This window comes from Meiothermus luteus, assembly GCF_003574085.1.
GTDB classification, from domain to species: Bacteria; Deinococcota; Deinococci; order Deinococcales; family Thermaceae; genus Meiothermus; species Meiothermus luteus.
In genome coordinates this window covers 12,596-37,162 of the sequence record NZ_QWKZ01000017.1, presented here as the reverse complement: position 1 = coordinate 37,162, position 24,567 = coordinate 12,596, and the positions used below count along the sequence as shown (strand labels likewise).

Genomic DNA, 24,567 nt, shown 5'->3' with positions numbered 1-24,567 from the left:
CCCCAGCGCCCCCGAACGGTCGGGTATCATCCGCCCCTGCAAGGCCAGCCGCTCAATGAAGCGGCATTGCTCGGCCGCCGGGTCGGCGCTCACCCCAAACACCTCGGCTCCCAACCTCCTGAAGTCCTCTTGCAGTTCGGCGTAGCGTTTGCCCTGGGCGGTGCAGCCTGGGGAGTGGGCCTTGGGGTAGAACCAAAGCACAATGTAGCGGCCTTTCCGCACCAGCTCAGCCAGATCCACAGTCTGGCCGTAGGCGTCCTGTACACTGGGCAGGAGCGCGGGGTCCCCGGGTTTCAACCTAGCCATACCCCAAGGGTACAGGCCGCCCCACCCGGCCAGGGTGTGCCCGGGAACAAGGTCGGGTGGGGATTTAGCTCGAGGCCTGGGCCGACAGGCCGGCGCGGGCATTCCGACCGGCCAGCAGGACGTTGTGCCACAAAGCGATGCCGCGCAAGGGGGCGTAGACCTCGAGGCTGGGAAGGCTCTGGCCGTTCATCCTGACCCGGTGTATCTTGCTGCCCCCCCGCCGGATGGCGTAGAGCACATCCCCCAGCACCACCATCTCCACCTGGCTGGCAGGGTCCTCCCCCTCGGCCACGGGCAGGGGCAGCGAGAGCAGCACTTCCCCCTCCAACGAGAGCCGGCGAACCTTCTGGCTGTCGGCGTCGTAAATGAGAAGCTGTTCATCAGGGGTCAGGCCAAGCCCGCCCAGCACCCGCAGCTCCTGGGACTCGCGGCTTTTGCGGAAGGCGTAGCGCGAGATGTACTGCCCATCCAAGGAAAAGCGCTGCACCTGGCGGTTTCCGTAGTCTAGAACAAAGATGTGGCTCGAGCTGGCCAGAATCACGCGGGGGGACTCAAAGGTCCCGCGGCCCTGGCCCGCGCCGCCGAAACGGGCCACCGGCCTGCCCTCCCGGTCAAAGCGGGTGATGGTGCAGGCCTCCCCATCCAAAACCAAAAGGCCATCCGGCAAGGGGGCCAAGGAGATGGGGTACAGAAGCTCCCCCAGCTTCATGCCGTACGGCCCAATGGACTGGGTGATCTCCCCTTCCACATCAAAGCGATGCACCAGCCGGGTAGCCCCGCCCCCATACTCAAAAAGGCTAATCCAAAAGCCCCCCTCCGAGTCCACCGCCACCGACAAGGGTGGGGAGGGGAACATCCCCCGCCCGCTCCCCACGCCGCTCCACATCCGCACCAGGGTACCGTTGGGGTCCATCAAACGCAGGGTACCCTTCTTGGTCTCCACCGCCAGGGCCAGGTATACCGGGGCCACCAGGCCAGGGTCCTCCTGCCATTTACCCCGCAGCACATCCAGGACGGCCTCCAGGCCCGGTCTTTTCTCCGGGTCTTTTTCCAGCATCCGGTAGACCAGATCGGAGAGGACCTGGGGGACCTCGGGGTTGATCTGCTTGGGCGGGGGCGGCATCTGGGTGATCTGCTGGTGAATAACCGCCTCGTAGGCCCCCTGGAAAGGCGGCTGGCCGCAGAGGGCCTCGTAAAAGACCACCCCCAGGCTGTAGATATCGGACTTATGGTCAATGCGCTGACCTTTAGCCTGTTCAGGGCTCATGTAAACCGGGGTTCCAATGCGGGCCCCGGTAATGGTCAGCCGGGTGAGGACCTTTCCCGCGGCGATGCCGAAATCCATCAGGCGCACACCTCGAGGGTCTACGCTGCCATCCTCCCGGACCGCGTTCCTAAGCACCATGATGTTGCCCGGCTTGATGTCGCGGTGAATGATGCCCTGGGCGTGGATGTGCTGCAGGGCCTCGGCCACCCGGATCATCACCTCCACCAGGCTCCTGATACCCAGGCGCCGCCCCTCAATGAGGCGGTCCAAGCCTTCGCCTTCCAGAAACTCCATGGCGATGTAGTGGGTGTCCCCTTGGTTGCCGTGGTCGTAAACCTTGACGATATTGGGGTGGTCCAGGCGGGCCAGAAGCTCGGCCTCACGATGGAAGCGGCGCACAAACCGGGGGTCGCCCACATACTTCTCCTGGGGAATTTTGAGGGCCACCAACCGGCCGTCCTTCTTGCTGCGGGCCTTGTATACCGTGGCCATGCCCCCAATGCCCACCTTCTCCTGAATCTCGTAGAGGGCCTCCAAGCCGGTCACGCTGTGGCCCAAAGGGACCTTGGGGCTGGCCTTGGCCTTAGCGGGTTTTTTGCTGGGCTTCGGGCGAGGCCTGTAGGAAACCCAAGCGGAGCGGGGCAGCCACATCGCCCCGAGGCCCAACAGCAGGGGGATCGCCAGCACCCAGGGCGTCGCCCCCAGCACCGCTACCCCTCCCAGCACCAGCCCCAACAGAAGCAGCATGGCCCAGCTCAAACCGGCGCGCAGCAAAAGCGCCGTGGTAATCCCTACCAACAGAAGGGCAATCAGGTAGCTCATCTGAACCTCGCTGCAACCACCGTGATGTTGTCGGTTCCCCCGCGCATCAGGGCCTTACCTACCCAGTTCTCCAAGGAGGACTGCAGATCGTTGCCCAGCGTCCACTCCTCGGGGGGCACCAGGCCGTACAGGCCATCGGTGGCCAGCACCAATACCTCCCCCGGAGCAAAGCTGACCGGAAATATGTCGTAGCGCACCTCGGCCAAACCCAGGGCCTGGGTCAGCATGTGCTTCCAAGGATGGTCCTCAGCCTGGTCTGGGCTAAGCACCCCTTGACGCACCTGCTGGGCCACCCAGGAGTGGTCCTGGGTGAGCAACGTCCAGCGGCCCGAGGAGTACCGGTAAGCCCGGGTATCCCCCACGTGCCCCACCACCGCCTGCCGGTTCCACTCGGTGAGCAACACCGCGGTGAGGGTGGTGCCCATGCCCTTGCGGGAGGGCACCCGTTCCCCCTCCTGCAGGATGCGTCGCTGGGCCAGCTTGAAGGCCCGGTCCATCACCAGCGGGAGCCCTATCCCAGGCCTCCCGGTGGCGGTGTGCTCTGCGTAGGACTTAGCGGCCACGCTGACCCCTTCAATGGCCAGCTTGCTGGCCAGCTCCCCAGCCTCGGCCCCGCCCATGCCATCGGCCACCGCCAGCAAGACCAGGTGGCCCGCAGGGGTAGGGTGAACCGCAACCCGGTGGAAGTCCTCGTTGTTCCGACGACGACGACCGATGTTGGATTCTGTGGCAATTTCCAGCCGGGCCAGCCGCATGACACCTTATAATACCCCCTGAATGAAGCCGGGCTTGGTTGAATTACTCGAGCTCTACGAGTACAAGGTGGACGATCTGGTGGCCGGTCAGGAACCCAAAGGCGGGATGGCCGGCCTAACCCGGTTGCGCCAGGCCCTGATCCAGGCTAATCTACCCGGCCCCCTGGCCAAGAAGTTCCGGGATATAGACGCGCGCTTCAAGGCCCACCGCCCAGGCTACAAAACCACCGTAGAAGAGGGCCCCTCCTCCGACCTGGGGGCCATCTTCGTGGAAGAGGAGCCCAGCCCACCAGACCCCGAGCACCAGACCCTGGAAAAGCTGGCCGAGGCGGTGTACTGGGCGCGGCTGGAGCGTGAGCTGGCCCGGGTAGCCAAAACCCTCAACCAAGGCAAGCGCGACGAGCTCAGGCTGGCCTACGCAATTCTGCAAAACCTCGAGGCCTACGCTAAAAGCCCCCTTTTCACGCAAGACTACAACCTCTCCCGGTTTACCCTAGCCCACCCCATCCCGAGCGTCTCCGACCCCCTGGTGCGCCTGGACGACCTCTCCACCGCACAGAACCTCCTATTGGAGCTTTTCCGTGAGGCCTTCTCCATCGCTGAAAGGCTCCGGCTCCCCCCGGAGGAGACGGTACCCTACCTACGCCGCTTTGCCCGCAGGGTGCTGGAAAGCGAGGGTGCTTTGAAAACCCCTCTTCGCGGGCCCAGCCTAGAAAGCCTGCGCAGGGCTCTGGAGGAAGCCCATCGGCAAAGGCTAAGCCTGGCGGAGATTCAGAGCTTGGAGGAACGGCTTCAGGCCGCGGCCGCGGAGGAGCGCAGGCTGGCTCTGGTCATGGAGGAGGACCGGGCCCGCTTCTCAGCCGCCATTGAGCAGCTTTCCACCCTGCTTTCCCGTTATCTTCCTAGCCCTCGAGGCGAGGCAAGCTGGCCGCAGCTCCCCCAAAAAATCTTGGGCAGCCCCAACCCCGCCTACGCCCTCTTTGAGGTTCCCCCGGAGACCAAGGCCCTCAACCTTCGCTTGATGCCCTTGCGTTTTACCCTGGGTGGGCACCAGGTGGCCATCTCCCAAGCAGGCCCGGTCTTTGCCCTCAGCGTGGAAGGGCAGGAGCGCACCCTGGAGGAGAATGCCGCTTTCAGCCTCACCCTACCCGACGCAGAGATGCACGGGGTGCGCTACCAGAACTACCTTCACCTCTGGCTCGAGCCCCGGGAAGCGGCCACCCTTTCCAGCCTGCTGGCCGAGGGTCGGGTGCTGGCCCATATAATGTGGCCAGAAAACCACTACGCCTACTTGCGCCTGCTCAGGGCCCTCTCGGCCCGGTTCAAGGGCCCGATTAACTACGCCGCTTTCCAGCCTGAATCGGCCAGCAAGTACGCCGAAGCCCCCATAGACAACCTGCAGGAATTCGCCCGCAAGGGGCTCGAGGTGGTCCGTAGCCGCATCCAACGTCACCCGAGCTGGGCCGCCTACCTGAGCGAGGTGGCCCAGGGGCTGGGCCTGGAAGACTACGCCCAGGTGCTCTACGTTGAACTCTCTGAGTGGCTGGGCTTCAACCCACCCTCGCGCGACACCCTAGGCCAGGGGGTAGGCTCTACCACCGTAAGCGAGGCCCCCAGCACCATCAAAGCCGGCAGCACCGTGCTCTCCTTGCGTTACCAGAATGGCGCGATCTACGTCTCCTCCACCGGCCTCGTGCCCCGCAAGCTGAGCGACCTGCTGGTCTGGGTGGTGCCCGAAGGAGGGCTGGTGCTGGCCCGCGAGGGGGCCCGGGTAGCCTACAGCCTAACCAGCATCCCACCAAGGCACTGATAAACTTCGTTTATCTTCCCTATCCGCACTTGACGGTTTATGATTGGGGCGCACATGTGGAGCGCATTAAAGCATCCTGGATTCCGTTGGCTATTTACCTCTAGCTTTGTCTCCATCGCGGGCAGCAAGATTCACCGAGTGGCCCTGCTCTTCGTGGCCTACCAGGAAACCCAGAATGCGCTCTGGGTATCCCTCATCCTAGGGTCGCAGTTCGTGGCCAGCGCGGTGCTGGGGCCCTTGCTGGGGCCTCTGGTCGACCGCTATGACCGCCGGGCCTTGATGGTCATCGCCGACCTAGCACGGGCGTTTTTGGTGGCCTGCATTCCCCTTTTCGCTATGAACACCATGCCCCTGCTGATGCTCATAGCCTTCTGCATGGCGGCACTGGAAGCCCTGCATTACTCGGCCAGCCAAAGCGCCATCCCCGAGATGGTCCCCGAGTCCTCCCTAGACGCTGCCAACGGCCTGATGACCTTTGTGGTCCGCTTCGCCGATGTGGCCTTCGTGGCCCTGGCTGGGGTGCTGGTGGCCAACGTGGGGCCAGCCCCGGCCTTTTGGATCGACGCCACCTCCTACCTGGTCTCCGCCGCCCTTCTCACCCTGCTCCCCCCTCTGCAGGGCAAGGGCAGCCGGGGCAATTACTTTGCCTCGGTGACCGCAGGCCTGCAGTCCTTATGGCAAAACCCAGTGCTCTCCCGCACCGTTGGCACGCTGGCCATAGCCGCAGCCTTCGGCTCGGTAGAGGCGGCTTTGGGCATTGTGTACGCGGTGGGGGCGTTGAAAATAGGGGTACAGGGGTTCGGGGTTCTAGAGGCCCTGATGGCCGGAGGAGCTATCCTAGGGCTGTTCGTGACCATGCCCCTCATCAAGCGCTTCTCGAGGGAAACCGTCTTCCTGATGGGGCTCGGGCTCTGGGGGGTTTTTATGACCTCCATTGGGCTCTTCCCCCACCCCCTCTGGGCAGGGGTGGCCATGCTGGTCTTGGGCCTTTTGAACACGATGTTCATCGTACCGGCCCGCTCCATCATCCAGCTCGCCGCCCCCAGCGAGGTGCGGGGGCGGGTCATGGCAGCTTTCGGGGCCACCATGCAAAGCGCCGTGCTCATGGGCACCTTTCTGGCTGGGGTGCTCGAGCCCCGCATCGGCGTCCTGGCGGTGCTGTCCCTCTCCGGGGTGGCAGTCTCCCTCACCGTGTTCACCGTGTGGCTCCGGGGGGGCATTCCCCATCCTGTCCGGCAAGAACAGGCCGGCTAGGGCCCGTGCAATAATAAAAGGGCTTTTGGAGGAGGGGTGAATGAATCTACAGAAGATCATGAAAGAGGCCCAGAAAGCCCAGCGAAAGGCGGCCGAGGTGCAGGAACGGCTCGCCCAGATGAGCGTGGTGGGCAGCGCTGGGGGCGGGCTTGTGGAAATCACCGCCAACGGCCACGGGCAGGTTCAAGGGGTCCGGCTAAAGCCTGAGGTTCTGGACAGAAACGACCTCGAGGCCCTAGAAGACCTGATTCTGGTGGCCATCCAAGACGCTCAGAAAAAGGCTCACGACCTCTCAGAAAAGGAGATGAGCCGGGAGCTGGGGGGGATTGGCAGTCTGCTGGGGAAGATGTTCTAGCCAGTCCAAGGCCTCATGCGCTACCCCGAAAAACTCCTCAAGCTGGTGCGGGCCCTGGCTGGCCTGCCGGGGGTGGGGCCCAAGAGCGCTCAGAAGCTGGGGCTTTTCCTGGTACAAAACCCCGAGGCTCGAGCGGCCCTGCTCAGCGGGCTGGAGGCCGCCCAGGCCCTCCATCCATGCCCGACCTGCGGCAACCTGGCCGAAGAAGCCCTCTGCCCCATCTGCGCGGACCCCGAGCGGGACCGAAAGGTTATCTGCGTGGTGGAGACCATCGCCGACCTGATGGCCCTCGAGCGCAGCGGGGAGTATACCGGGCTCTACCACGTGCTGGGCGGAGCTTTGAATCCTTTGGAGGGCATCGGGCCGGAGCAGCTTTTTCTAGAGCCGCTTTTTGGGCGGCTCGAGGGGGTGGAGGAGGTCATCCTAGCCACAGGCATGACCGTGGAGGGGGAGGCTACCGCCACCTACCTGGCCGAGCGGCTCAGCGCCCACGGCGTGCGCTCCAGCCGGCTGGCCTACGGGCTCCCGGTAGGGGGCAGCCTAGAGTACGCCGACGAGGTAACCCTGGCCCGAGCCCTGGAAAACCGGCGGGGCTACTGAGCGGGTAACGCTCCTCGGTGCAATTTCTCCGCACCACCCACGGGTGGCTGTGCTAGGCTAGACCCGGTATGGTCCAAAGCGACCTACGGAGCGCGTTATGAGGATGCTCGAGAGCCTTTCTATAGCCGGGGTACGGCAGGCGGTGCTGGCCAGCCAGGACGGCCTGGTGATAGAAAGCACGGGCAAGACAACCCCTGAACCCGAGCTGCTGGCCGCGGAGCTGGCGGCCCTGGCCCGGGCCAGCCGAACCCTCACCCGGCACCTAGGGGGCGAGCTGCGCCGCTTTACCCTGGCCACCGAGCAGCGCGAGGTGCTGGTGGTGGTGTTTAACGGCTACTGCCTGGGGGTGGTCGTGGAGAAGGGCAGCGACCGCAAGAGCATCGGGCAGGAACTCTCTAAGCTGGCCCTGCGGCTGGCCCAAAGCCTCTAGGAAAAGCTATGGTGCAGGAAGTGCTGAGCGAGCTTCAAGCAACCAAAGGGGTGCTGGCCTCTGCGCTGGTCGCCGAGGATGGATTTGTGGTAGAGAGCACCCGGGCGGAAAAAGCCCCCGACCTGGACTTCTTGGGAAGCGCGGCCTCCACCGCGCTGGCTTCGGCGCGGGCCCTTTCCCAGGAGCTGGGGCGCGGCGAGGTGGAGGAAGTCATGGTAGAGTACCCCGAGGGGCCAATCTTGCTGGTCCCGCTCGAGGGTGGATACCTGCTGGTGGTGCTGATGGACGCCATGCAAAGCCTGGGCCGGGTGCGCTTCCAGCTCAAAAAAAGCGTTCCACGCCTCAAGGAGGCCTTAAAGTGAGCGACGTTCAGGTACCCGAGCTACGTGTAGACATAGACCGCGAAACCGCGTTGGGGAAATACGCCAACTTCGCCATTTTCTCCCACCAGAAAAACGAGTTTTACCTGGACTTTGCCCTGATGCAACCGGGTACCCAGCCCAACCAAGTGGTGGCCCTGGTAACTAGCCGCATCATTACCAGCCCCCAGCACGCCAAGGCCCTCCTCCGCAGCCTGGCGGAGAACATCCAGCGCTACGAGGAGACCTACGGGGCAATCCCAGAACCCGGGGATACTTCCAAGGCCTGACTCAGCGGGCCACCTCCCAGGCCAGGTGCTCGAGCTCGGGCTTTATGAGCTTGGTCCAGGCCACCTGCACCGCGTTGGGCGACCCGGGGGTGGAGATTACCACCCGCCCCCGGTAGGTGCCCGCGGTGGCCCGGGACAGCATGGCCGCGGCTCCCACCTCCTGGTAAGAGAGCATCCGGAAGAGCTCTCCAAAGCCCGGCATGGGCTTCTCAATTTTGCGGGCCAGTACGTCGTAGGTGGTGTCCCTCGGGGCAATGCCGGTGCCCCCGTTGAACAGGATTATCTGGGCACCCGCTTGAACCATTTCCTCCAGGGCGGCGGCCACCTGTTCCGGTTCGTCCTTGATGATGCGGTAGCCCACCACCCGGTGGCCCAGGTGCTCAATCTCGGGCTTTAGGTAGTGAAAGTTGGTGTCGGTCTCAGGGGTCCGGGTATCGGAGACCGTCACCACCGCCACCCGGACTGGCCCCCTGGCCTTGGCGATTTCCTTGTGCTTGGCGCTGCTCTCGGACATACCCCCATCTTAATAGCGCTTGAAAAAGCCAGGTGCGTGTTGTAAAACTGTGCAACACGGAGGCCCGAGTGAAGCTCATCGATCCCTATGGACGGATCATCAAGGACTTGCGTCTTTCCGTTACAACGCGCTGCAACCTGCGCTGCCTCTACTGCCAGCCCCTGGGCTACGAGCAGGCCGAACCCCCCGGGGCCATCACAGTAGAGGAAGTCCGGCTTTTCCTCCAGGCCATGCAGCGGCTGGGCCTGGAGTCGGTGCGCTTCACCGGGGGGGAGCCCTTGGTACGCAAGGAGCTGCCCCAGATGATTGCAGCGGCCGCGGAGCTGGGCATTCCCGACATCGCCATCACCACTAATGGGCTGCTCTTCGCCCGCAAGGCCAAAGAGCTGGCCGAAGCCGGCCTCAAGCGCATCAACCTCTCCATGGACGCGGTGACCCCGGAGGTCTTCCGGGCCATGACCCGAGGGGGGCAGATAGAAAAGGTCTGGGAGGCCATAGAGGCCGCCTGGACCCTAGGAATGCACCCTGTGAAGATTAACGCGGTGATGATTCGCGGTATGAACGAGGGTGAGGTCATCCCCCTGGCCTCGCTCTCCCTCGAGCACCCCCTGGAGGTGCGCTTCCTGGAGTATATGCACCTAGACAACTCCAACCCCGAGCTCTACCACGCCCGTTTCATTCCTGGGGCCGAGACCAAGGCCCGGATTGAGGCCCACTTCGGCCCCTTGGAGCGGGTGGAACACGACCCCACCGCCCCCGCCCGGGTCTACCGCATCCCAGGCGCGGTGGGAAGGGTGGGTTTCATCAACCCGGTCACCGAGCCCTTTTGCTCGAGCTGCTCCCGGCTCCGCCTGACCGCCGATAAGAAGATTCGCCCCTGCCTGCTCACCGAGCTGGAGATGGAGATCGCCTGGGCCTTCGCAGCTCCAAACCCTATCGAGGCCCTGGTGGATGCAATCCTAATCGCCACCAACCGGAAACCAGCCTTCGGCAACACCCTGCCCACCTTGCGGGAGCGGTTAATGGTGGGCATCGGGGGCTAAACGACGGATAACACCCTCGGAAACGGGGCCCTCACCCCCTGCACGGCTAAACTAAGGGGCATGAGCAGGCGATTCTGGCCGCTCCTTCTCCTAGCGGGCCTTCTGGCCGGCTGCCCAGCCCCTCGAGCAGCCATTGACCCCCAAGGCCCCATCCAGGCCTGGGCCACGGACTCCCTCGAGCGCGTCCGGCTAGAGGACCCGCCCCGCCCCCTAGAACCCCTCACGCTCTACGCCGCGCGGGGCGAGGTGGAGTCGTTTCAGGTGGTGCTGAGCGGACCTAGGGGCATCAAGAGCGCCTGGCTGGAGGTTTCTCCGCTCAGGGGCCCCGGGGGCGCGGTAATCGGGCCGGAAAACCTCACCCTCTACCGACAGCACTATGTGGAGGTGCGGGAGCCCAGCCCCAGCTTGGACGATCAAAACCGCTCCCAAGGAGCAGGCTGGTACCCCGATGCCCTAATCCCCTTTGAGGCCCCAGGCGGGCGGTACCGGGCGGTACCAGTGGACGTAAGCCCGAAGCAGAACCAGCCCTTCTGGGTAGACATCGCGGTGCCCCGCGGGGTGCCGGCGGGAACCTACGAGGGCAGCTACCGCGTCCTGTCGGAGAACGGGAGCCTGGAGGGCCGCATCCGCCTCATCGTGTGGAACTTTGAGCTGCCCCTGCGGCCCAGCCTCTACTCCTTCGTCCCCCTGTGGCGCACCAAGACCAAGGCCGCCCGGCTCGAGCTGCTCAAACACCGCCTGATGCCAGGACGGGTTGAGCCGCAGGAGGCCATAGAATTCGCCCGCGAGTATGGGCTCAACAGCATTGATCTGGGGTTCTGGAGCGGAGCCAACGCCCACACCTGCCGGGCCAAACCTGCCCCCCCGGTGGCCGAGCTGGCCGCGGCCAAGGCCGCCCGGCAGGTGGGGGTGCCCATCTACAACTTCACCTTTGATGAACTTGACGTCTGCCCTCAAAACCTGCTGCCCGAAATCCGGGCCTGGACGGCCAATCTGCGGGCGGCCGGGGTGCTCCACCTAAGCACCCTCTCCCCCCGGCCAGAGCTTCTGGACGACGGCAGCGGCCGGCCCCTGGTGGACATCTTTGCTATCAACGCCGAGATGTACGAGGAGGCCAGGGAAAACGGCTTGTGGGAGGCCGCGCGAAGCAAGGGCAGCAGCTTTTGGTACTACACCGCCCTGCTCAACCCCAAGACCCCTTACGCCCCCCAGTGGCTCCTTGACTACAGCCCCCTTAACTGGCGGATATCCACGGGGTTTCTGGCCTACAACCTTGGCTTTAGCGGAATCCTGGGCTGGGCGGCCGACCACTACGATCCCGACCGGGGCCAAGACCCCTGGACAGATGTGCGCTACTTTAACGCGGGCCGGGTCTACAACGGGGATGGGCTCTGGTTCTACCCAGGTCATGTGGTGGGCTGGCCCGACCGGGTGGTGCCCTCCATCCGGGCCAAGTGGCTGCGGGACGGGGTAGAGGACTACGAGTACCTCCGGTTGCTGCGGGAACGGGGCTTGAGCCTCCGGCTGGACGGGCTCGAGCAGGCTATGGCCCGGAGCATGCGGGACTGGCAAAAAGACCCCGCAACCCTAGAGGCTGTCCGCCGCCGGATGGGTGAGGTCCTAAGCCAGGGCCGCTAGCCCACCAGCCGGGTCCCCAAGGCCCCCCCCAGCAGGCCCTCCAGCACCCCAGGGCCTCCTTGGGCCACGGCAGCCCACGGGGCCCCTTGGGCCAAGGCATTTAGGGCTGCCTCCACCTTGGGAATCATGCCGCCCGCGATGATGCCCTGGTCAATCAGGGCCTGCGCCTCCCCCCGGCTCAGGACGGGAAAGCGGCTGGAGGGGTCTTTGGGGTCGCGCAGCACCCCCACCACATCGGTCAAAAACACCGCTGGCAGGCCCAGCGCCCCGGCCACAGCCCCTGCAGCGGTATCGGCGTTGATGTTGAGCGGCCCCACCTCGTCTAGCCCAATGGGGGCCACCAAAGGGGTCAGGCCGGCCTGAAGCACCCCCTGTAGTGGGGCCACGTTGACCCGCTCCACCTCTCCCACCCTCCCCAGGGCCTTGTCCATCACCCGTGCCTGTAGCATCAGGGCGTCCCGCCCCGAAAGGGCTACCGCGGGCCGCCCTCGGCGGGAGAGGCCCGCCGCCAGCTCTTTACCCAAGGTGGTGAGAACCATCTCTACCAGCTCCATCTGCTCGGGGGGGGTCACCCGCAAGCCCCGGTGGAACCGGGTTTCAAAGCCCATCCTTGCGAGCCAATCCCCTATCCGGGGCCCCCCCCCGTGCACCAGGATCAGCGGGCCCGGGTAGCCGGCCAGCTCGTCCAACAGCTCCCCCGCTTCCCTAAGGCTGCCTCCTATCTTGACCAGCAACGCCTGCGCCATGCTGCCCATCATAGCTTGACACCGCCCCAAGCCGGTGTTACCCTTACTTCTGCGTTTGGGCGATTAGCTCAGCGGGAGAGCACACGCTTCACACGCGTGGGGTCGTAGGTTCAAATCCTACATCGCCCACCAGCAGCGTGGCCGGGGAGCAGCCCCCCGGCCACTTATCCATCCAGCTCAATCCTCCCTCAGGACGTAGCCAACCCCCCGCACGGTGTGGATTAGGCGACGCTCCCCCGCCCCCTCGAGCTTCTTCCGCAGGTAGCCGATGTACACGTCCACCACGTTGGAGCCGCCCTGGTAGCCTGGCCAGACCTTCTCCTCGATCTCAAAGCGGCTGAAGACCTTGCCGGGGCTCTTCGCAAGAAGCTCCAGAAGCTCAAACTCCTTGTTGGAGAACTCAATGCGCCGTCCGCCCCGGTAGACCTCGCGCCCCTCGAGGTTGATGATTAGGTCGGAGACCCGTATCTCCCCGGTGATGGCCGGGGTGACCCGGCGCAGGTGGGCCCGGATGCGGGCCAGGAGCTCCTCAATGGAAAAGGGCTTGACCAGGTAGTCGTCCGCGCCGGCGTCCAAGCCCTCCACCTTGTCCTCCACCCGGTCCTTAGCGGTGAGGATGATGATGGGCACATTGGAGGTCTTGCGAATGCGCCGGGCCACCTCCAGGCCGTCCATCACCGGTAGCATCAGGTCCATGACCACCAGGTTGGGGTTGGTCTCGCGGAAGCGGGAGAGGCCGGTAATGCCATCGTAGGCTACCTCGGTGCGGTAGCCCTCGGCCTGTAGCTCCAGCTCAATAAACCGAGCGATGTCCTTCTCGTCCTCAACAATCAGAATCAGGGGTTGTTCGATGCCTTCCATAGGGATAGGGTAGCCGCTCTTCTCATGAGAAAGGTGGCCTTGTAACTAAGCTTCCTCTCACTTTTTCTCGTTTCATGAGACTGACCGAGCGGCCTACCGGCTCAGCCCGACCTTCTCAGGTGGACCACCGTCACCCCGTGCCCTCCCTCATAGGGCATGGCGTCGTGGTACTGCTCCACCCGCCGGTCCCGCCTGAGGAACTCCCGCAGCGCGTTGCGCAAAGCCCCGGTTCCCTTGCCGTGCAGCAGGCGCACCGGGTTGGTGGCGGTGGCCTGGGCCTCGTCTAGGTAGTCGTCCACTGCCAAAAGCGCCTCCTCCACCGTGAGGCCCCGAAGGTCAAGCTCCGGGGCGACCTGGGCCTTGCGCAAGCTCGAGGACCGGCGCTCCGGCTCCGGTGGGGCCACTGGCCTCAAGGAGGCCAGTGGCACCGCCAGACGCACCGCGCCGAGCTGCACCAGGGCCTCCTCACCGCGCAGCTCCACAATCCGGCCCGAGCCATAGGCCGGCACCACCACCCGGCTACCCACCTGCAAGGCCGGCGGGGCGACGGCAGGCGTGTCTTTGGGGCGGTAGCGGTCGCGCAGGGCCAAAAGCTCCTGCAGCGCCCGGCCCTGCCCTTGAGCCTTGGCCCGCTCGCGAACCCCCTGGATGCGCTCTTGGGCCTCCTTGACCAGCCGCAAAGCCTTGGCTCGAGCCTCCTCCAAAAGCCGCTCCCGCTCCGCCTCCAGCTCGGCCAGCCGACGGGATAGGGCCTGGGCCTTTTCCTCAGCTGAAAGCCGCTCGGCCTGGGCCGCCTCCCGGGCCTGCCGCAGGGCTTCCCGCTCCTGCTCCAGCAGGGCCAACAAGCGCTCAAGCCGCCCCCCTTCAGAGCCCAAAAGCGCCTCCGCCCGGGCCATCACCGCTTCCGGCAGCCCCAGCCGCCGGGCTACGGAAAGGGCATAGCTGCGGCCCGGGGCCCCGACCACCAGGCGGTAGGTGGGGCGCAGGTGGACCAGGTCAAAGTGCATGGAGGCATTGACCAGGCCCGGGGTGTCCTGGGCGAAGGCCTTGAGGGGGGAGAGGTGGGTGGTGATTAGGCCCCGCACCCCCCGGGCCAGAAAGGCTTCCAGGATGGCCTGGGCCAGCGCGGCCCCCTCCTCTGGGTCGGTGCCCGAGCCCAGCTCGTCTATAAGGACCAAGCTCCGCTCGCTGGCCGAGTCCAGCACGGCCTTGAGCCGGACCAGGTGGGCCGCAAAAGTGGAGAGGTTCTCCTGGATGGACTGGCGGTCGCCGATGTCCACAAAGATGCGGTCGGGGAAGGCCAGGTCGGCCTCTTGGGCGGCCACATAAAGGCCGCAGCGGGCCATGAGCACCGCCAAGCCCAAGGTCTTCAGGAGCGCGGTTTTGCCCCCCATGTTGGGGCCGGTGAGCAGCAGGATGCGCCGCTTTGAGTCCAGCTCGAGGTCGTTGGACACCGGGTTTTCAATCAAGGGGTGGCGTCCCCCTCGGAGCCAGTAGCGCCCCTCGGCGTTGAGGCGGGGCCGGATCAACCCCCAGTCCTCGGCCAACAGGGCCGCTGCGCGGGCCACATCAAGGGCCTCCAGCGCCCTCAGGGTTGAATCTATTTCCGCGTCCTGGGCGAGCAAGGCGGAGAGCTCAAAGAGCACCCGGCCCACCTCCGCCTCCTCCTCGAGCCGCAGGCCAGCGAGCTGGTTGTTGAGGGGAACCACCGAGGCCGGCTCGAGGTAGAGGGTGAGCCCGGAGTCGGACTGGTCCAGGACAATACCCGGAATTCTGTGCTGGAAGCTGGCCTTCACCGGGATAACGTAGCGCTCCCGCCTTTGGGTAATAAAGCGCTCCTGAACAGCCTCCGGATAGCGGTCCATTAGGGCCATAAGCCGCTGCTGTATCTGCTCGCGCAAGGGGTTCACCCTGCGCCGAATCTCCCGCAGGCGGGGGGTGGCCTCATCGCGGACCTCGCCGGCCTCGTCCAGGCACTCTCCCACGCGCCGCAGGAAGTAGGCGTGCTCCCCAATGCCCTGGGCGATGCGGCTAAGGTGCTCCCCCACCGCCAGCAGCTCGTGCTTGAGGGCCACCGCCGCCTCCAGGCTGGCCGCCGCCTCCCGGAGCTGCACCCCCTCCAGCCGGAGGCCCTTCCGGGCAGCCTCAAGCGCCGGCCTCAGGTCGGAAATCCCCCCCATGCGGTAGGGATAGGCCAGGGCCTCGGCCACGGCAGCCTGCTGGGCCAGGGCCTCCTCCAGGCCCTCTTTGGGCTCGAGGGACAATAGGGCCTCCCGGCCCACAAGGGTAGAGGCCCGCTCCGCCAAGGCCTCGCGCACGCGGTGAAAGTCCAGGCTTTCCAGCAGCTCCATAGCCGACCCGAAGGACCAGTATAGCCGAGCGGAATTACCCTCCTCATCCAAGACGTGCCATAATGCCCTCCATGCGCTGGGCGTGGTGGCTGGCAAGCCTCCTGGCCCTCTTCGTCACCCTGGCCCAGCCCGAGGCCGAGCCCACCTTCCAGACCACCGCCGAGATTGAACGGCGGGGGAAACGAATCGTGGTGGTCAAGACCGGCCCCGACAACCCGCCAGCCATCATTGAGCTGCGCGACCTGTATGGGGGAGCCATCACCGCGCTGGACTCGGAGAAGAAAACCCTAAGCCTGGGTGAGAAGGTCTTCCTCACCGATGCCCTGACCCGTTTCTGGCATGAAGGCCGGCCCGCGCAGTTCTCCGACCTCCAAGTAGGGCAGGAGGTACGGCTCGAGGCCGCCGAACAGAACGACGGCAGCCTGAAGGCCTTTGACGTGAGAATTGGCGCCCGGCCCGAGGGCAAGGCCCTGACCCGCTCCCTCTTCGCCGACCCTCCGCCCTTCCGCGTGCAAATCACCTTCGGGGAGGATGCCCGGGCCTACGGGGCCATCGCCCGGGTAGAGCAGGTCCGCGAGGTAAACGACTACGTCTACCTGACCGGGGGTACTGCCCGCTACATTGAGGAGGAGGACCGGCTCGAGCTAGAGCTCAAGCCCGAGCCCCGCGCAGTGGAGGTCCAGCAGGGAAAGAGCCGGGCCTGGGGTAGCCGGCTGGACTACGACAATCAAAGCGGCGAGGCCCGGGTCGCGGGGCCCATTGAGCTCGAGCGGCAGGGCGAGAAACCCCTAAAAGGCAGCGCGGAACGCATGGTCTACAACGTAGACGATGAGATTTTGCGGCTTTTCGGGGGAATCCGGCTGGTACAGGAAGGCCGCACCACCACCGCAGCCCTGGCGGTGGTGCAGGAGAAAGACCGGGTGGCCTTCCTCTACGGCAGCAAGGAGAAGCCCGTGCGCAGTGAGAACAAAGACGGCTTCGTAGAGGGGGAAAAATTGCTTTACAACCTGGACAGCGGGGATGTGGTGGTCTTGGAGGGGGTCAAAGGAGAGTTCCAGGAACCGTAACGACTTTTCTGCAGAAGCTATAGGAGCCGTAATACTTTAGAGGTAGACTATAAGGGTGGAAAACCTAGAAAGCTACTATCAAAGCCGCTTCGCCGCCCGCACCCGCCGCATCCAGGCATCCACCATCCGGGAAATCCTGAAGCTCACCCAGGAGCCGGGTTTCATCAGCTTCGCCGGGGGGCTGCCCGCCGCCGACCTCTTCCCCACCCAGCGCATCGCCGAGGCCACCCAGCGCATCCTGCTGGAACACGGCCCCCAGGCCCTACAGTACAGCACCACCGAGGGCTACCCACCCCTTAGGGAGTGGATCGCAAGCCGGATGCCGGGGGCCAGCCCCGAAAACGTGCAGATTGTCTCGGGCTCGCAGCAAGGCCTAGACCTCTTTGGGAAGGTCTTCATTGACCCCGGTTCTAAAGTCCTGGTGGAGGCCCCCACCTACCTTGGGGCCCTGAGCGCTTTTAACCCCTACGAGCCCCGGTACATCTCGGTCAGCATGGACGAAGAGGGGCTAAGGCTGGACGAGCTCGAGGCCGCCCTCGAGGCCCACCGCCCTAGGTTCATGTACGTGCTGCCCACCTTCCAAAACCCCTCGGGCCGCCTGATGGGCCTGGAGCGGCGCAAGGCCATTGTGGAGCTGGCCCGCAAGTACCAGACCCCCATCCTGGAAGACGACGCCTACGCCGAACTCTACTTTAGCGGCCAGCCCCTTCCCACCCTCTACGCCCTCGACCAGGCGCTGGGCGGGGGCAATGTGGTCTACCTCTCCACGACCTCCAAGACCCTGGCCCCGGGGCTTCGGGTGGCCTGGGTGGTGGGGCCCAAGCCGGTCATCCAAAAGATCGTCTACGCCAAGCAGGGGGCCGACCTGCACTCCCCCACCCTCAACCAGATGCTGGTCTACGAGCTGGTGCGGGACGAGGGGTGGTACCGGGCCCAGATTGAACGCATCCGCCAGGCCTACCAGACCCGGTGCAACTGGATGCTTTCAGCTCTACAAAAGTACATGCCCGAGGATATGGGCTGGATTGTGCCGCAGGGGGGCATGTTCTTCTGGCTCACCGCCCCCGAGGGGCTGGACAGCCTCGAGCTCCTCAAGCAGGCAATAGAAGAGAAGATGGCCTTTGTGCCGGGGCAGCCTTTCTTTGCCGACGGTAGCGGGAAGAACACCCTGCGGCTTTCGTACTCCAGCGCCACCCGCGAGCAGATTGAGGAGGGCCTCCGGCGCCTGGGCCGGGCGGCGCACCGGATGCTGGGACGGGCCCCGGTAGGGTAAGGCAACAGGACTCAGCCAGGCCACCCCGAGGGCTTGCCCCGGGATGGCCTGGCAGGCGTTCACCTTGACCCACAAACCAGGCCCACGGCCGCGTACAGGGCCTCCAGCTCAGCCTCACTCAACGCTCGAGCCACCCCCACGGGCAGCCCATCAGGGAGTTCCAGGGGGCCAAAGGCAACCCGCCGCAGGTAGAGCACCCGGTTGCCCCTTTGGGCAAACATCCGCTTGACCTGGTGGAAGCGGCCCTCGAGCAGGGTCAGCTCCACCCTTCGCGGGTCTGGGCCAAGCCGCAGCTCGGCCGGCTTTAGGGGTTCTCCGTCCAGCGAAAGCTCCCCAGAGGCAAAAACCTCCACATCCTCCGGGGTGGCGGGGGCCTCCAGCTCCACGTAGTACCGCTTCGGCACCTTCCAGCGCGGGTGGGTCAGCCGATGGGCCAGCTCGCCGTGGGTGGTGAGGAGCAAAAGACCTTCGGTGTCCTTGTCCAGCCGCCCCACCGGCATCCAGTCTGGGCGCTGCCAGGAAGCGGGCAGGAGCGCGGTGACCGGTACGCCCTCCTTGTCCCGGGTGGAGGTGATGTAGCCGGCCGGTTTGTTTAGCACAAGGTGAAAGTAAGGGCGGTAGGCCAAGGGGGTTCCGTCCACCTCTATGTGGGCCCGCTCGGGGTCAAGCTTAGAGGAGGTGTCAAGCACCACCTGGCCATCCACCTTAACCCGTCCGGCCCTGGCCATGCGGCGGACCTCGCTGCGGCTGCCCACCCCAAGGTGGCTGAGTACCCTATCCAGCCGCTCTTTTCCCACCCCCTTCGCCTCCTGCCTCCATCAGCCCCCTTACTCCCGCGCCGCCTGGAGCATTTCCTCCACGCTGGTCAGCTTGACCCTAGGACGCCCCTGGGCCTGGCCCTTCTGGGTCTCTAGCGCGTCCAGGCGGAGCCAGCCCTCCAGGGTCACGAAGCGTACCCCCCGCGCCTGCAAAAGCCTGGGCACCGCTTCGGGGTGCGGCTCCTGGGCCTGGGGAAGGCGGGGCACATCCTCTAAGAGAAGCTTTACCGTCTCCGCCGCATCGGCCTTGTTGGTGCCGATCACCCCGCTGGGGCCCCGCTTAATCCAGCCCGCGGTGTACTCCCCCAGGGCCACCGCCCCATCCCGCAAGACCCGGCCATTCTGGTTGGGAATGATGCCCTTGCGCTCATCAAAGGGCACCCCAGGCAGCGGCACCCCCTTGTAGCCCACCGAGCGCAGCACCAAGCCCACCTCGAGCTCCTCATACACCCCGGTACCCACCGCATTCAAGCCCTCGTCCAGCCGATTCTTCTCCAGGCAAATCCGCTCCACCCGGCCCTGGCCCAGGATGGCCACCGGCGACACCAGGAAGCGAATGTGCACCCGGCGGGGCTTTCCTGAAAGGGGCCGCGCGGCGAACTCCCGTAGCACTTCCAGGTTCTTGAGCAAACCCGGCTGGTCGGCGATGGAGGCTGAACTCCTCTCGTCAAGCTCCAGCTCCTCGGGGCGCACCACCACATCTGCATTGAGCAGCTCCCCCAGCTCGCGCAGCTCCTTGGTGGTGAACTTGGCCTGGGCCGGGCCCCGCCGGCCCAGCATGTAGATATCGGTAACCTGGCTTTCGGCCAGCACCGGCAGGGCGTGGTCGGCGATATCGGTACGGCCTAGTTCCTCCACCGATTTGGCCAGAATGCGGGTCACGTCCACCGCCACATTGCCCACCCCCACCACCGCCACACCCCGCGCGTCCAGCCGGATGGGCAGGTCCTTGTAGTCGGGATGCCCGTTGTACCAAGCGACAAACTCAGTGGCCGAAAGGCTGCCAGGCAGGTCTTCCCCGGGAATCCCCAGGTGGCGGTCGCTCGAGGCCCCCACGGTATAAATCACCGCATCGTAGTGGCGGCGCAGGTCGTCGTGGGTCAGGTCACGCCCAAAGGCCACGTTCCCAAAAAAGCGCACCTTGGGGTCCTGCAGCACCTTCTGCATGACCTTGGTGACCGATTTGATGGTCTGGTGGTCGGGCGCCACCCCGTAGCGCACCAGGCCGAAAGGGGTAGGTAAGCGGTCAAAGACATCCACCCGAACGGGCACCTCGCCCTGCTTGATCAGGGCCTCCGTAGCGTAAACGCCCGAGGGCCCCGAGCCAATCACGGCCACCCGCAAGGGGCGGTCCTCGCCAAAGCAGTTCTGTTCTGCCATTGAACCTCCTCCAAAAAAAGCCTGCCCACCTGCGCTCGGGGCTAAAGCCATCTAGCAGGCCATCATAGCGCAAGCGCTCCGGAATGGAAGACCTCAGTCCTGCATCTGGCGCAGGTGGTGCCGCTCGTGATAGACCAGGGTCTGGAGCCAGCCCAGACCAGTAAGCTCACCTAAGAAAGGGTGGCCATAGGTGGGGGGGTGGGCCAGCCGCTTCTCTCCGCTCTCCTTCACCTCGGCCACCAGGCGCTCGCGCACCACGCGGAGAAAGGCCAAAAGCTCCGGCCGGGAAAGGCCACCCTTGGGTTCAACCGCCGAAGGGGCCAGCCGGCGGCCGTCCGGGCGGGTCTGGCCAGGGGGGGCCGGAGGAAAAGGCTCAGCCTCTCCCAGGGCCACCTTGCGCAGCCGGCGAATCACCTTACCGGCCGATTCCTCCACCAGCGCGATGTGCTCGGCCACCTCAGCCGGGCTCCAGCGCCCTGGGCCAGGCCGCCGAAACAACCGCTCATCGGACATGCCCTCCAGCAGGCGCAGGAGCTCGAGCCGTGAGGCCTCCAGCCGGGCCAGACACTCCTCTGCACCCAAAGGCTCTAGTGCTTCCACGGGCCCATCATAGCAGCCCTAAAGCTTCTCAAAGGCCTCAAAAAACTCGGGCCTGGAAGGCAGGGTGACCAGCCCCTTCAGGTAAAGCTCCCACACCGCGTCTACCCCTGCCACCCGCTGGAGCTGCTCGAGCGAAACTTCCAAGTCGTGGTTGGGAAGATGGACCCAGACCCGGTCCATGGTGCCCGGAACCCACTCACACTGGATGCCCAACCTCTGCGCCCGCTCCGCCACCATAGCCGCCCTCCTACAGAGCCCCTTTCTTAGGGGCAGTTTGGCGTTACACGACCTTTCTTGTAAAGAGAGGAATGTCCTGGCCTGGAACCGGGGTAAGATACAGGGGTCATGGTTGCCATAGACCTCACCGGCAAGAAGGCCCTAGTCATGGGGGTCACCAATGAACACAGCCTAGGCTGGGCCATCGCCCAAAAGCTCCGCGCCGCCGGGGCCGAGGTAGCCTTTAGCTACCAAGGCGAGCGGCTTCGGGAAAAGCTGGAAAAGCTTACCACCGACTACCCCAACCGGCGCCTCTACCAGGTTGACGTCACCGATGAGGCTGCTCTAAAGGCCATGTTCGCCGACCTGGGGGCCGCCTGGGGGGGGCTGGATTGCCTGGTGCACTCCATCGCTTTCGCGCCCAGGGCGGCCATGGAAGGGCGCTTCATAGATACCACCGCCGCCGACTGGAACACCGCCCTGCAGGTCTCGGCCTACTCCTTGGTGGCCGTGGCCCGCGAGGCCGAACCCCTTCTGCGGGAGGGGGGGAGCCTGGTCACCCTCACCTACTACGCCTCGGAAAAGGTAGTGCCACGCTACAACGTCATGGGCATCGCCAAAGCCGCTCTAGAGGCCAGCGTGCGCTACCTGGCCTATGAGCTGGGCAAAAAGAACATCCGGGTCAACGCTATAAGCGCGGGAGCGGTTCGCACCGTGGCCGCCATGAGCATTCCCGGGTTCCGCAAAATGGTGGCCAAGTACAGCTCCACCGCCCCCCTGGGCCGGATGATCACCCACGAGGAGGTGGGCAACCTGGGCCTCTACCTGCTCTCCCCTCTATCCAGCGGAACCACCGGCCAGACCATCTACGTGGATGCGGGCTACAGCATCATGGGCATGAGCTTTGAGGAAGAGGGCGGCTAGCCCTCAGCGGCGCTTGCGGCCTCCCTTTCCCCCCAGTTTTTTCCCTCCGCCCCCCGAGCCGCGCAGAAAGCTCTTAAGCTTGTTCTCAAACTCGGGGGCCTGACGGGGCAGGCGCTTAGGCCGAGGGGGTTCAACCGGAGCTGGGGTCAGCTCCTTGATGGAAAGGTCAAGGCGGCCCCTCTCGTCGCGACCGAGCACCAGAACCGAGACCACATCCCCTTCTTGGAGGTGGTCTCGGACGTTGCGCACGAACTCGTGGGCGATCTGCGAGATGTGCACCAGGCCCGACTCCCCGTTGGGAAACTCCACAAAAGCGCCAAAATCGGTAATCCGAGTGACGCGGCCTTCCACGATGGCTCCGGCTTCAAGCTCCATTCAAAGGTTCCTCCAGCACCGCGCGAAATCCCAAAACAACTGCCTAGGCAAGCTGTGGGGGATTCACGATACCCTCACTATACCATTCTCTTCCCCGTTGGAAGGGGGCAGCGGCCATTTTTGTAACGTATTTACAACACTTATTCAAAAAAGTGATATACTTTTGGGCAGGAGGAAACCCATCATGATAGCCGAACGCCCCCGGGGGCTCTGGTTTGAGCCAGATTCAGAGGAACGCCAAATCATCGGCGCGCTGCGCGAATTCCTGCAGGCCGAGGTGGCCCCTACCGCGGCCGAACGCGACGAGAGCGGGGCTTTTCCCTTTGAAATCGTGCGTAAGCTAGGCCAGATGGGGGTGATGGGGGCCCAGGTGCCCGAGGAGTACGGGGGGGCCGGGCTTTCCACCCGCATCTTCGCCCGGATTGTGGAGGAAATCGCGGCGGTAGACGGCTCGCTGGCCCTCACCGTGGCCTCGCACAATAGTCTCTGCATCGGCCACATCCTGCTCGCGGGCAACGAGGAGCAGAAGCGGCGGTTTCTACCCCCGCTGGCCTCCGGCGAGGTTCTCGGGGCCTGGGGGCTAACCGAACCAGGCAGCGGCTCCGACGCAGCGGCCATGCGCACCCGGGCCGAGGAAACCCCAGAGGGGTTTGTGCTCAACGGAACCAAGCAGTTCATCACCCAGGGCTCGGTGGCCGGGGTGTACGTCATCAACGCCCGCACTGATCCCGCCCCAAGCCCGGAGAAGAAGCACCTCGGGCTTTCAGCATTGGTTTTCAGCGGCCCCACGGAAGGCCTCAGGGTTGGCCGCAAGGAGCGCAAGCTGGGCCTCAACGCCTCAGACACCGCCCAGCTCATCTTTGAGGACCTAAAGTTGCCCAAGGAAGCCTTGTTGGGGGAGCGCGGCAAGGGCTTTTACGATGTGATGCGGGTGCTGGAAGGAGGGCGCATCGGAATTGCGGCCATGGCCGTGGGGCTAGGGCGGGCCGCTTTGGAGTTCGCCGCCCGCTACGCCCTGGAACGCGAGCAGTTCGGCAGGCCCATCGCCGAGTTCCAGGCTGTCTCTCACAAACTAGCCGAGATGGAAACTGAGCTCGAAGCGGCCCGGCTGCTCTACCTGAAGGCCGCCGAGCTGCGCGATGCGGGAAAACCCTACGGCCACGCCGCCGCCCAGGCCAAGCTCTTCGCCTCGGAAGCAGCGGTGCGGGCCTGCGACGAGGCCATCCAGATTCTAGGGGGCTACGGCTACACCAAGGAATACCCGGTGGAGCGCTACTGGCGTGACGCCCGTCTAACCCGGATCGGCGAGGGCACCAGCGAGGTCCTCAAGGTCATCATCGCCAAAAACCTGCTCTCCCGCTACCGCTAGAGGCCCTCATGGGGTGCTATGCTTTAGCGTGTACGAGCTCCTCAAGCCCTGGCTCTTCCGGCAAGACCCCGAAACCGCGCACGACCAGGTGCTAAGGGCGCTGGCTTGGCTGGCCCGCCGAGGGCCTCTGCTGGAGGTGGTCCAAAGGCTCTTTTCGGTGCAGGACCAGCGCCTAGAGGTTGAGGCCTTTGGGCTGCGTTTTCCCAACCCGGTGGGGCTGGCAGCCGGTCTAGACAAGAATGCCCTGGCCCTGCGGGCCTGGCCCGCACTGGGGTTTGGCTTCGTGGAGATAGGCTCGGTCACTGCCTTGGCCCAGCCGGGCAATCCCAAACCCCGCCTCTTCCGCCTGCCCCAAGAGGAGGCCCTGGTCAATCAGATGGGCTTCAACAACGATGGCGCAGAGGCCCTCGCCCGGCGGCTCGAAGCCTGGCAGGAGGCCTATGGGAAGCTTCCGGTCCCTTTGGGCATCAACCTGGGCAAATCCAAGGCCACCCCCCTGGAGGAAGCCGCGCAGGACTACCTGCGGACCCTGGCCCTGCTGCTGCCCTACGGCGACTACTTCGTGGTCAATGTCAGCTCCCCCAATACCCCGGGGCTGCGCGAGCTACAGGAGAAAGAGCGACTAAAAGAGCTGCTGGGAGCGCTCACAGGGTTTCTTCAGGGGCGCAAGCCCCTTTTGCTCAAAATCGCCCCGGACCTCACCTGGCCTCAGATAGACGAGGTGCTGGAGCTAGCCGAGCAGTTCGGCCTCTCGGGGCTCATCGCCACCAACACCACCACCCGCCGGGACGGGCTAAAGGCCCCCTTCCCAGAGGAGGGAGGACTCTCGGGGCGTCCCCTGGCTGGACGGTCGCTGGAGGTGCTGCGCTACTTGGCCAAGGGGTTAGGCGGCCGCCTACCCATCGTTTCCGTAGGGGGCATCTTCACCCCAGAGGATGTGTGGGAGCGGCTCGAGCAGGGGGCCACGCTGGTACAGGTTTACACCGCTTTGGTCTACCGAGGCCCCTCCTTACCCAAGCGGCTGTGTATGGGGCTCCTGCGCTCCTTGGAAGGGGCTGCCATTAAGGAATTACTAAGCCGCACTGGCCGCCTGTAAGGCAGATTTCCGGCAGCCCAGCTATTGATTACTCACCTGAAGCATATG

At 64.9% G+C, this 24,567-nt stretch carries 26 protein-coding genes and 1 tRNA gene; 15 read left to right on the top strand and 12 right to left on the bottom strand.

Features of this window, described 5'->3' with window-relative positions:
• From Mlute_RS04115 to Mlute_RS04105, 3 genes are all read right to left on the bottom strand, one after another.
• The coding region (locus tag Mlute_RS04115) for a peroxiredoxin (RefSeq protein WP_147371031.1) at positions 1 to 306 on the bottom strand (306 nt) is incomplete at its 3' end.
• A 64-nt stretch (positions 307 to 370) separates the two neighbouring features.
• On the bottom strand, positions 371 to 2,395 hold the full coding sequence (locus Mlute_RS04110) for a protein kinase domain-containing protein (protein ID WP_119359482.1): 2,025 nt from the start codon (positions 2,393 to 2,395) through the stop codon (positions 371 to 373).
• Positions 2,392 to 3,150, bottom strand: a complete 759-nt coding sequence (locus Mlute_RS04105; RefSeq protein ID WP_119359481.1) for a PP2C family protein-serine/threonine phosphatase — start codon at positions 3,148 to 3,150, stop codon at positions 2,392 to 2,394. The genes Mlute_RS04110 and Mlute_RS04105 overlap by 4 nt, the downstream gene beginning before the upstream one ends.
• A gap of 22 nt (positions 3,151 to 3,172) precedes the next feature.
• On the opposite strand from Mlute_RS04105, the gene Mlute_RS04100 reads away from it, so the two are divergent.
• The 7 genes from Mlute_RS04100 (at position 3,173) to Mlute_RS04070 (ending at position 8,248) form a co-directional block, all read left to right on the top strand.
• On the top strand, positions 3,173 to 4,960 hold the full coding sequence (locus tag Mlute_RS04100; protein ID WP_119359480.1) for a hypothetical protein: 1,788 nt from the start codon (positions 3,173 to 3,175) through the stop codon (positions 4,958 to 4,960).
• Positions 4,961 to 5,014: 54 nt separating this feature from the next.
• Positions 5,015 to 6,214, top strand: a complete 1,200-nt coding sequence (locus Mlute_RS04095) for an MFS transporter (protein ID WP_119359485.1) — start codon at positions 5,015 to 5,017, stop codon at positions 6,212 to 6,214.
• A 40-nt stretch (positions 6,215 to 6,254) separates the two neighbouring features.
• Positions 6,255 to 6,569 (top strand): YbaB/EbfC family nucleoid-associated protein, encoded by a 315-nt coding sequence (locus Mlute_RS04090; RefSeq protein ID WP_119359479.1) that lies wholly within the window; start codon positions 6,255 to 6,257, stop codon positions 6,567 to 6,569.
• A gap of 15 nt (positions 6,570 to 6,584) precedes the next feature.
• Positions 6,585 to 7,169 (top strand): recombination mediator RecR, encoded by a 585-nt coding sequence (gene recR, locus Mlute_RS04085; RefSeq protein ID WP_119359478.1) that lies wholly within the window; start codon positions 6,585 to 6,587, stop codon positions 7,167 to 7,169.
• A 97-nt stretch (positions 7,170 to 7,266) separates the two neighbouring features.
• Entirely contained in the window at positions 7,267 to 7,599 is a 333-nt protein-coding gene (locus Mlute_RS04080; RefSeq protein WP_119359477.1) for a roadblock/LC7 domain-containing protein, read from the top strand.
• An 8-nt stretch (positions 7,600 to 7,607) separates the two neighbouring features.
• A complete protein-coding gene (locus Mlute_RS04075; protein ID WP_119359476.1) occupies positions 7,608 to 7,961 on the top strand; it encodes a roadblock/LC7 domain-containing protein in 354 nt (117 codons plus the stop codon).
• The gene (locus tag Mlute_RS04070) at positions 7,958 to 8,248 is read left to right on the top strand and encodes a DUF3467 domain-containing protein (RefSeq protein ID WP_119359475.1); all 291 of its coding nucleotides are present in this window, start codon (positions 7,958 to 7,960) and stop codon (positions 8,246 to 8,248) included. Before Mlute_RS04075 ends, Mlute_RS04070 begins: the two co-directional genes overlap by 4 nt.
• A gap of 1 nt (position 8,249) precedes the next feature.
• Here Mlute_RS04070 and Mlute_RS04065 read toward each other — a convergent pair whose 3' ends face one another.
• Positions 8,250 to 8,762: a MogA/MoaB family molybdenum cofactor biosynthesis protein gene (locus Mlute_RS04065; RefSeq protein WP_119359474.1), complete on the bottom strand. Its 513-nt coding sequence runs from the start codon at positions 8,760 to 8,762 to the stop codon at positions 8,250 to 8,252.
• 68 nt (positions 8,763 to 8,830) lie between these two features.
• Here Mlute_RS04065 and moaA point away from each other — a divergent pair, with 68 nt between their 5' ends.
• Both moaA and Mlute_RS04055 read left to right on the top strand, forming a co-directional pair.
• The gene (moaA, locus tag Mlute_RS04060; RefSeq protein ID WP_182482469.1) at positions 8,831 to 9,805 is read left to right on the top strand and encodes a GTP 3',8-cyclase MoaA; all 975 of its coding nucleotides are present in this window, start codon (positions 8,831 to 8,833) and stop codon (positions 9,803 to 9,805) included.
• A 60-nt stretch (positions 9,806 to 9,865) separates the two neighbouring features.
• The gene (locus Mlute_RS04055; RefSeq protein WP_119359473.1) at positions 9,866 to 11,443 is read left to right on the top strand and encodes a DUF4091 domain-containing protein; all 1,578 of its coding nucleotides are present in this window, start codon (positions 9,866 to 9,868) and stop codon (positions 11,441 to 11,443) included.
• Here the strand turns inward: Mlute_RS04055 and argB are convergent.
• On the bottom strand, positions 11,440 to 12,189 hold the full coding sequence (gene argB, locus Mlute_RS04050) for an acetylglutamate kinase (RefSeq protein ID WP_119359472.1): 750 nt from the start codon (positions 12,187 to 12,189) through the stop codon (positions 11,440 to 11,442). The two genes, Mlute_RS04055 and argB, sit on opposite strands and share 4 nt — an antisense overlap.
• Before the next feature lie 57 nt (positions 12,190 to 12,246).
• On the opposite strand from argB, the gene Mlute_RS04045 reads away from it, so the two are divergent.
• A tRNA-Val gene (locus Mlute_RS04045) sits at positions 12,247 to 12,321 on the top strand.
• 45 nt (positions 12,322 to 12,366) lie between these two features.
• Here Mlute_RS04045 and Mlute_RS04040 read toward each other — a convergent pair.
• Together Mlute_RS04040 and Mlute_RS04035 are read right to left on the bottom strand one after the other, a co-directional pair.
• On the bottom strand, positions 12,367 to 13,041 hold the full coding sequence (locus tag Mlute_RS04040; RefSeq protein WP_456237804.1) for a response regulator transcription factor: 675 nt from the start codon (positions 13,039 to 13,041) through the stop codon (positions 12,367 to 12,369).
• A gap of 110 nt (positions 13,042 to 13,151) precedes the next feature.
• Positions 13,152 to 15,401 (bottom strand): endonuclease MutS2, encoded by a 2,250-nt coding sequence (locus tag Mlute_RS04035; RefSeq protein ID WP_119359470.1) that lies wholly within the window; start codon positions 15,399 to 15,401, stop codon positions 13,152 to 13,154.
• A gap of 71 nt (positions 15,402 to 15,472) precedes the next feature.
• On the opposite strand from Mlute_RS04035, the gene Mlute_RS04030 reads away from it, so the two are divergent.
• Together Mlute_RS04030 and Mlute_RS04025 are read left to right on the top strand one after the other, a co-directional pair.
• Entirely contained in the window at positions 15,473 to 16,468 is a 996-nt protein-coding gene (locus Mlute_RS04030; RefSeq protein WP_119359469.1) for a DUF5666 domain-containing protein, read from the top strand.
• Positions 16,469 to 16,523: 55 nt separating this feature from the next.
• The gene (locus Mlute_RS04025; RefSeq protein WP_119359468.1) at positions 16,524 to 17,741 is read left to right on the top strand and encodes an aminotransferase-like domain-containing protein; all 1,218 of its coding nucleotides are present in this window, start codon (positions 16,524 to 16,526) and stop codon (positions 17,739 to 17,741) included.
• A gap of 59 nt (positions 17,742 to 17,800) precedes the next feature.
• Here the strand turns inward: Mlute_RS04025 and Mlute_RS04020 are convergent, their stop codons facing one another.
• From Mlute_RS04020 to Mlute_RS04005, 4 genes are all read right to left on the bottom strand, one after another.
• On the bottom strand, positions 17,801 to 18,538 hold the full coding sequence (locus Mlute_RS04020) for a pseudouridine synthase (protein ID WP_119359467.1): 738 nt from the start codon (positions 18,536 to 18,538) through the stop codon (positions 17,801 to 17,803).
• 30 nt (positions 18,539 to 18,568) lie between these two features.
• Entirely contained in the window at positions 18,569 to 19,939 is a 1,371-nt protein-coding gene (locus tag Mlute_RS04015) for an FAD-dependent oxidoreductase (RefSeq protein ID WP_119359483.1), read from the bottom strand.
• A 93-nt stretch (positions 19,940 to 20,032) separates the two neighbouring features.
• Positions 20,033 to 20,539, bottom strand: coding sequence for a DinB family protein (locus Mlute_RS04010; RefSeq protein WP_119359466.1), 507 nt, complete (start codon positions 20,537 to 20,539; stop codon positions 20,033 to 20,035).
• An 18-nt stretch (positions 20,540 to 20,557) separates the two neighbouring features.
• Positions 20,558 to 20,776 (bottom strand): hypothetical protein, encoded by a 219-nt coding sequence (locus Mlute_RS04005; RefSeq protein ID WP_119359465.1) that lies wholly within the window; start codon positions 20,774 to 20,776, stop codon positions 20,558 to 20,560.
• Positions 20,777 to 20,884: 108 nt separating this feature from the next.
• On the opposite strand from Mlute_RS04005, the gene Mlute_RS04000 reads away from it, so the two are divergent.
• A complete protein-coding gene (locus Mlute_RS04000) occupies positions 20,885 to 21,679 on the top strand; it encodes an enoyl-ACP reductase FabI (RefSeq protein ID WP_119359464.1) in 795 nt (264 codons plus the stop codon).
• 3 nt (positions 21,680 to 21,682) lie between these two features.
• Here Mlute_RS04000 and Mlute_RS03995 read toward each other — a convergent pair whose 3' ends face one another.
• Positions 21,683 to 22,054: a S1 RNA-binding domain-containing protein gene (locus Mlute_RS03995; protein WP_119359463.1), complete on the bottom strand. Its 372-nt coding sequence runs from the start codon at positions 22,052 to 22,054 to the stop codon at positions 21,683 to 21,685.
• A gap of 184 nt (positions 22,055 to 22,238) precedes the next feature.
• Between Mlute_RS03995 and Mlute_RS03990 the strand changes: the two genes are divergently transcribed.
• Together Mlute_RS03990 and Mlute_RS03985 are read left to right on the top strand one after the other, a co-directional pair.
• Complete coding sequence (locus Mlute_RS03990; protein WP_119359462.1) at positions 22,239 to 23,423, top strand: acyl-CoA dehydrogenase family protein; 1,185 nt, start codon at positions 22,239 to 22,241, stop codon at positions 23,421 to 23,423.
• 28 nt (positions 23,424 to 23,451) lie between these two features.
• Positions 23,452 to 24,519: a quinone-dependent dihydroorotate dehydrogenase gene (locus Mlute_RS03985; RefSeq protein WP_119359461.1), complete on the top strand. Its 1,068-nt coding sequence runs from the start codon at positions 23,452 to 23,454 to the stop codon at positions 24,517 to 24,519.
• The last annotated feature ends 48 nt before the right edge of the window (positions 24,520 to 24,567 follow it).

Coding starts and splice junctions, on each gene's coding strand:
- Mlute_RS04005 (WP_119359465.1), bottom strand. CDS start 20,776: ATGGTGGCGGAGCGGGCGCAGAGGTTGGGCATCCAGTGTGAGTGGGTT.
- Mlute_RS04095 (WP_119359485.1), top strand. CDS start 5,015: ATGTGGAGCGCATTAAAGCATCCTGGATTCCGTTGGCTATTTACCTCT.
- recR (WP_119359478.1), top strand. CDS start 6,585: ATGCGCTACCCCGAAAAACTCCTCAAGCTGGTGCGGGCCCTGGCTGGC.
- Mlute_RS04110 (WP_119359482.1), bottom strand. CDS start 2,395: ATGAGCTACCTGATTGCCCTTCTGTTGGTAGGGATTACCACGGCGCTT.
- Mlute_RS04030 (WP_119359469.1), top strand. CDS start 15,473: ATGCGCTGGGCGTGGTGGCTGGCAAGCCTCCTGGCCCTCTTCGTCACC.
- Mlute_RS04065 (WP_119359474.1), bottom strand. CDS start 8,762: ATGTCCGAGAGCAGCGCCAAGCACAAGGAAATCGCCAAGGCCAGGGGG.
- Mlute_RS03995 (WP_119359463.1), bottom strand. CDS start 22,054: ATGGAGCTTGAAGCCGGAGCCATCGTGGAAGGCCGCGTCACTCGGATT.
- Mlute_RS04080 (WP_119359477.1), top strand. CDS start 7,267: ATGAGGATGCTCGAGAGCCTTTCTATAGCCGGGGTACGGCAGGCGGTG.
- Mlute_RS04055 (WP_119359473.1), top strand. CDS start 9,866: ATGAGCAGGCGATTCTGGCCGCTCCTTCTCCTAGCGGGCCTTCTGGCC.
- Mlute_RS04090 (WP_119359479.1), top strand. CDS start 6,255: ATGAATCTACAGAAGATCATGAAAGAGGCCCAGAAAGCCCAGCGAAAG.
- Mlute_RS04000 (WP_119359464.1), top strand. CDS start 20,885: ATGGTTGCCATAGACCTCACCGGCAAGAAGGCCCTAGTCATGGGGGTC.
- Mlute_RS04100 (WP_119359480.1), top strand. CDS start 3,173: ATGAAGCCGGGCTTGGTTGAATTACTCGAGCTCTACGAGTACAAGGTG.
- argB (WP_119359472.1), bottom strand. CDS start 12,189: ATGGCGCAGGCGTTGCTGGTCAAGATAGGAGGCAGCCTTAGGGAAGCG.
- Mlute_RS03990 (WP_119359462.1), top strand. CDS start 22,239: ATGATAGCCGAACGCCCCCGGGGGCTCTGGTTTGAGCCAGATTCAGAG.
- Mlute_RS04105 (WP_119359481.1), bottom strand. CDS start 3,150: ATGCGGCTGGCCCGGCTGGAAATTGCCACAGAATCCAACATCGGTCGT.
- Mlute_RS04015 (WP_119359483.1), bottom strand. CDS start 19,939: ATGGCAGAACAGAACTGCTTTGGCGAGGACCGCCCCTTGCGGGTGGCC.
- Mlute_RS04075 (WP_119359476.1), top strand. CDS start 7,608: ATGGTGCAGGAAGTGCTGAGCGAGCTTCAAGCAACCAAAGGGGTGCTG.
- Mlute_RS04035 (WP_119359470.1), bottom strand. CDS start 15,401: ATGGAGCTGCTGGAAAGCCTGGACTTTCACCGCGTGCGCGAGGCCTTG.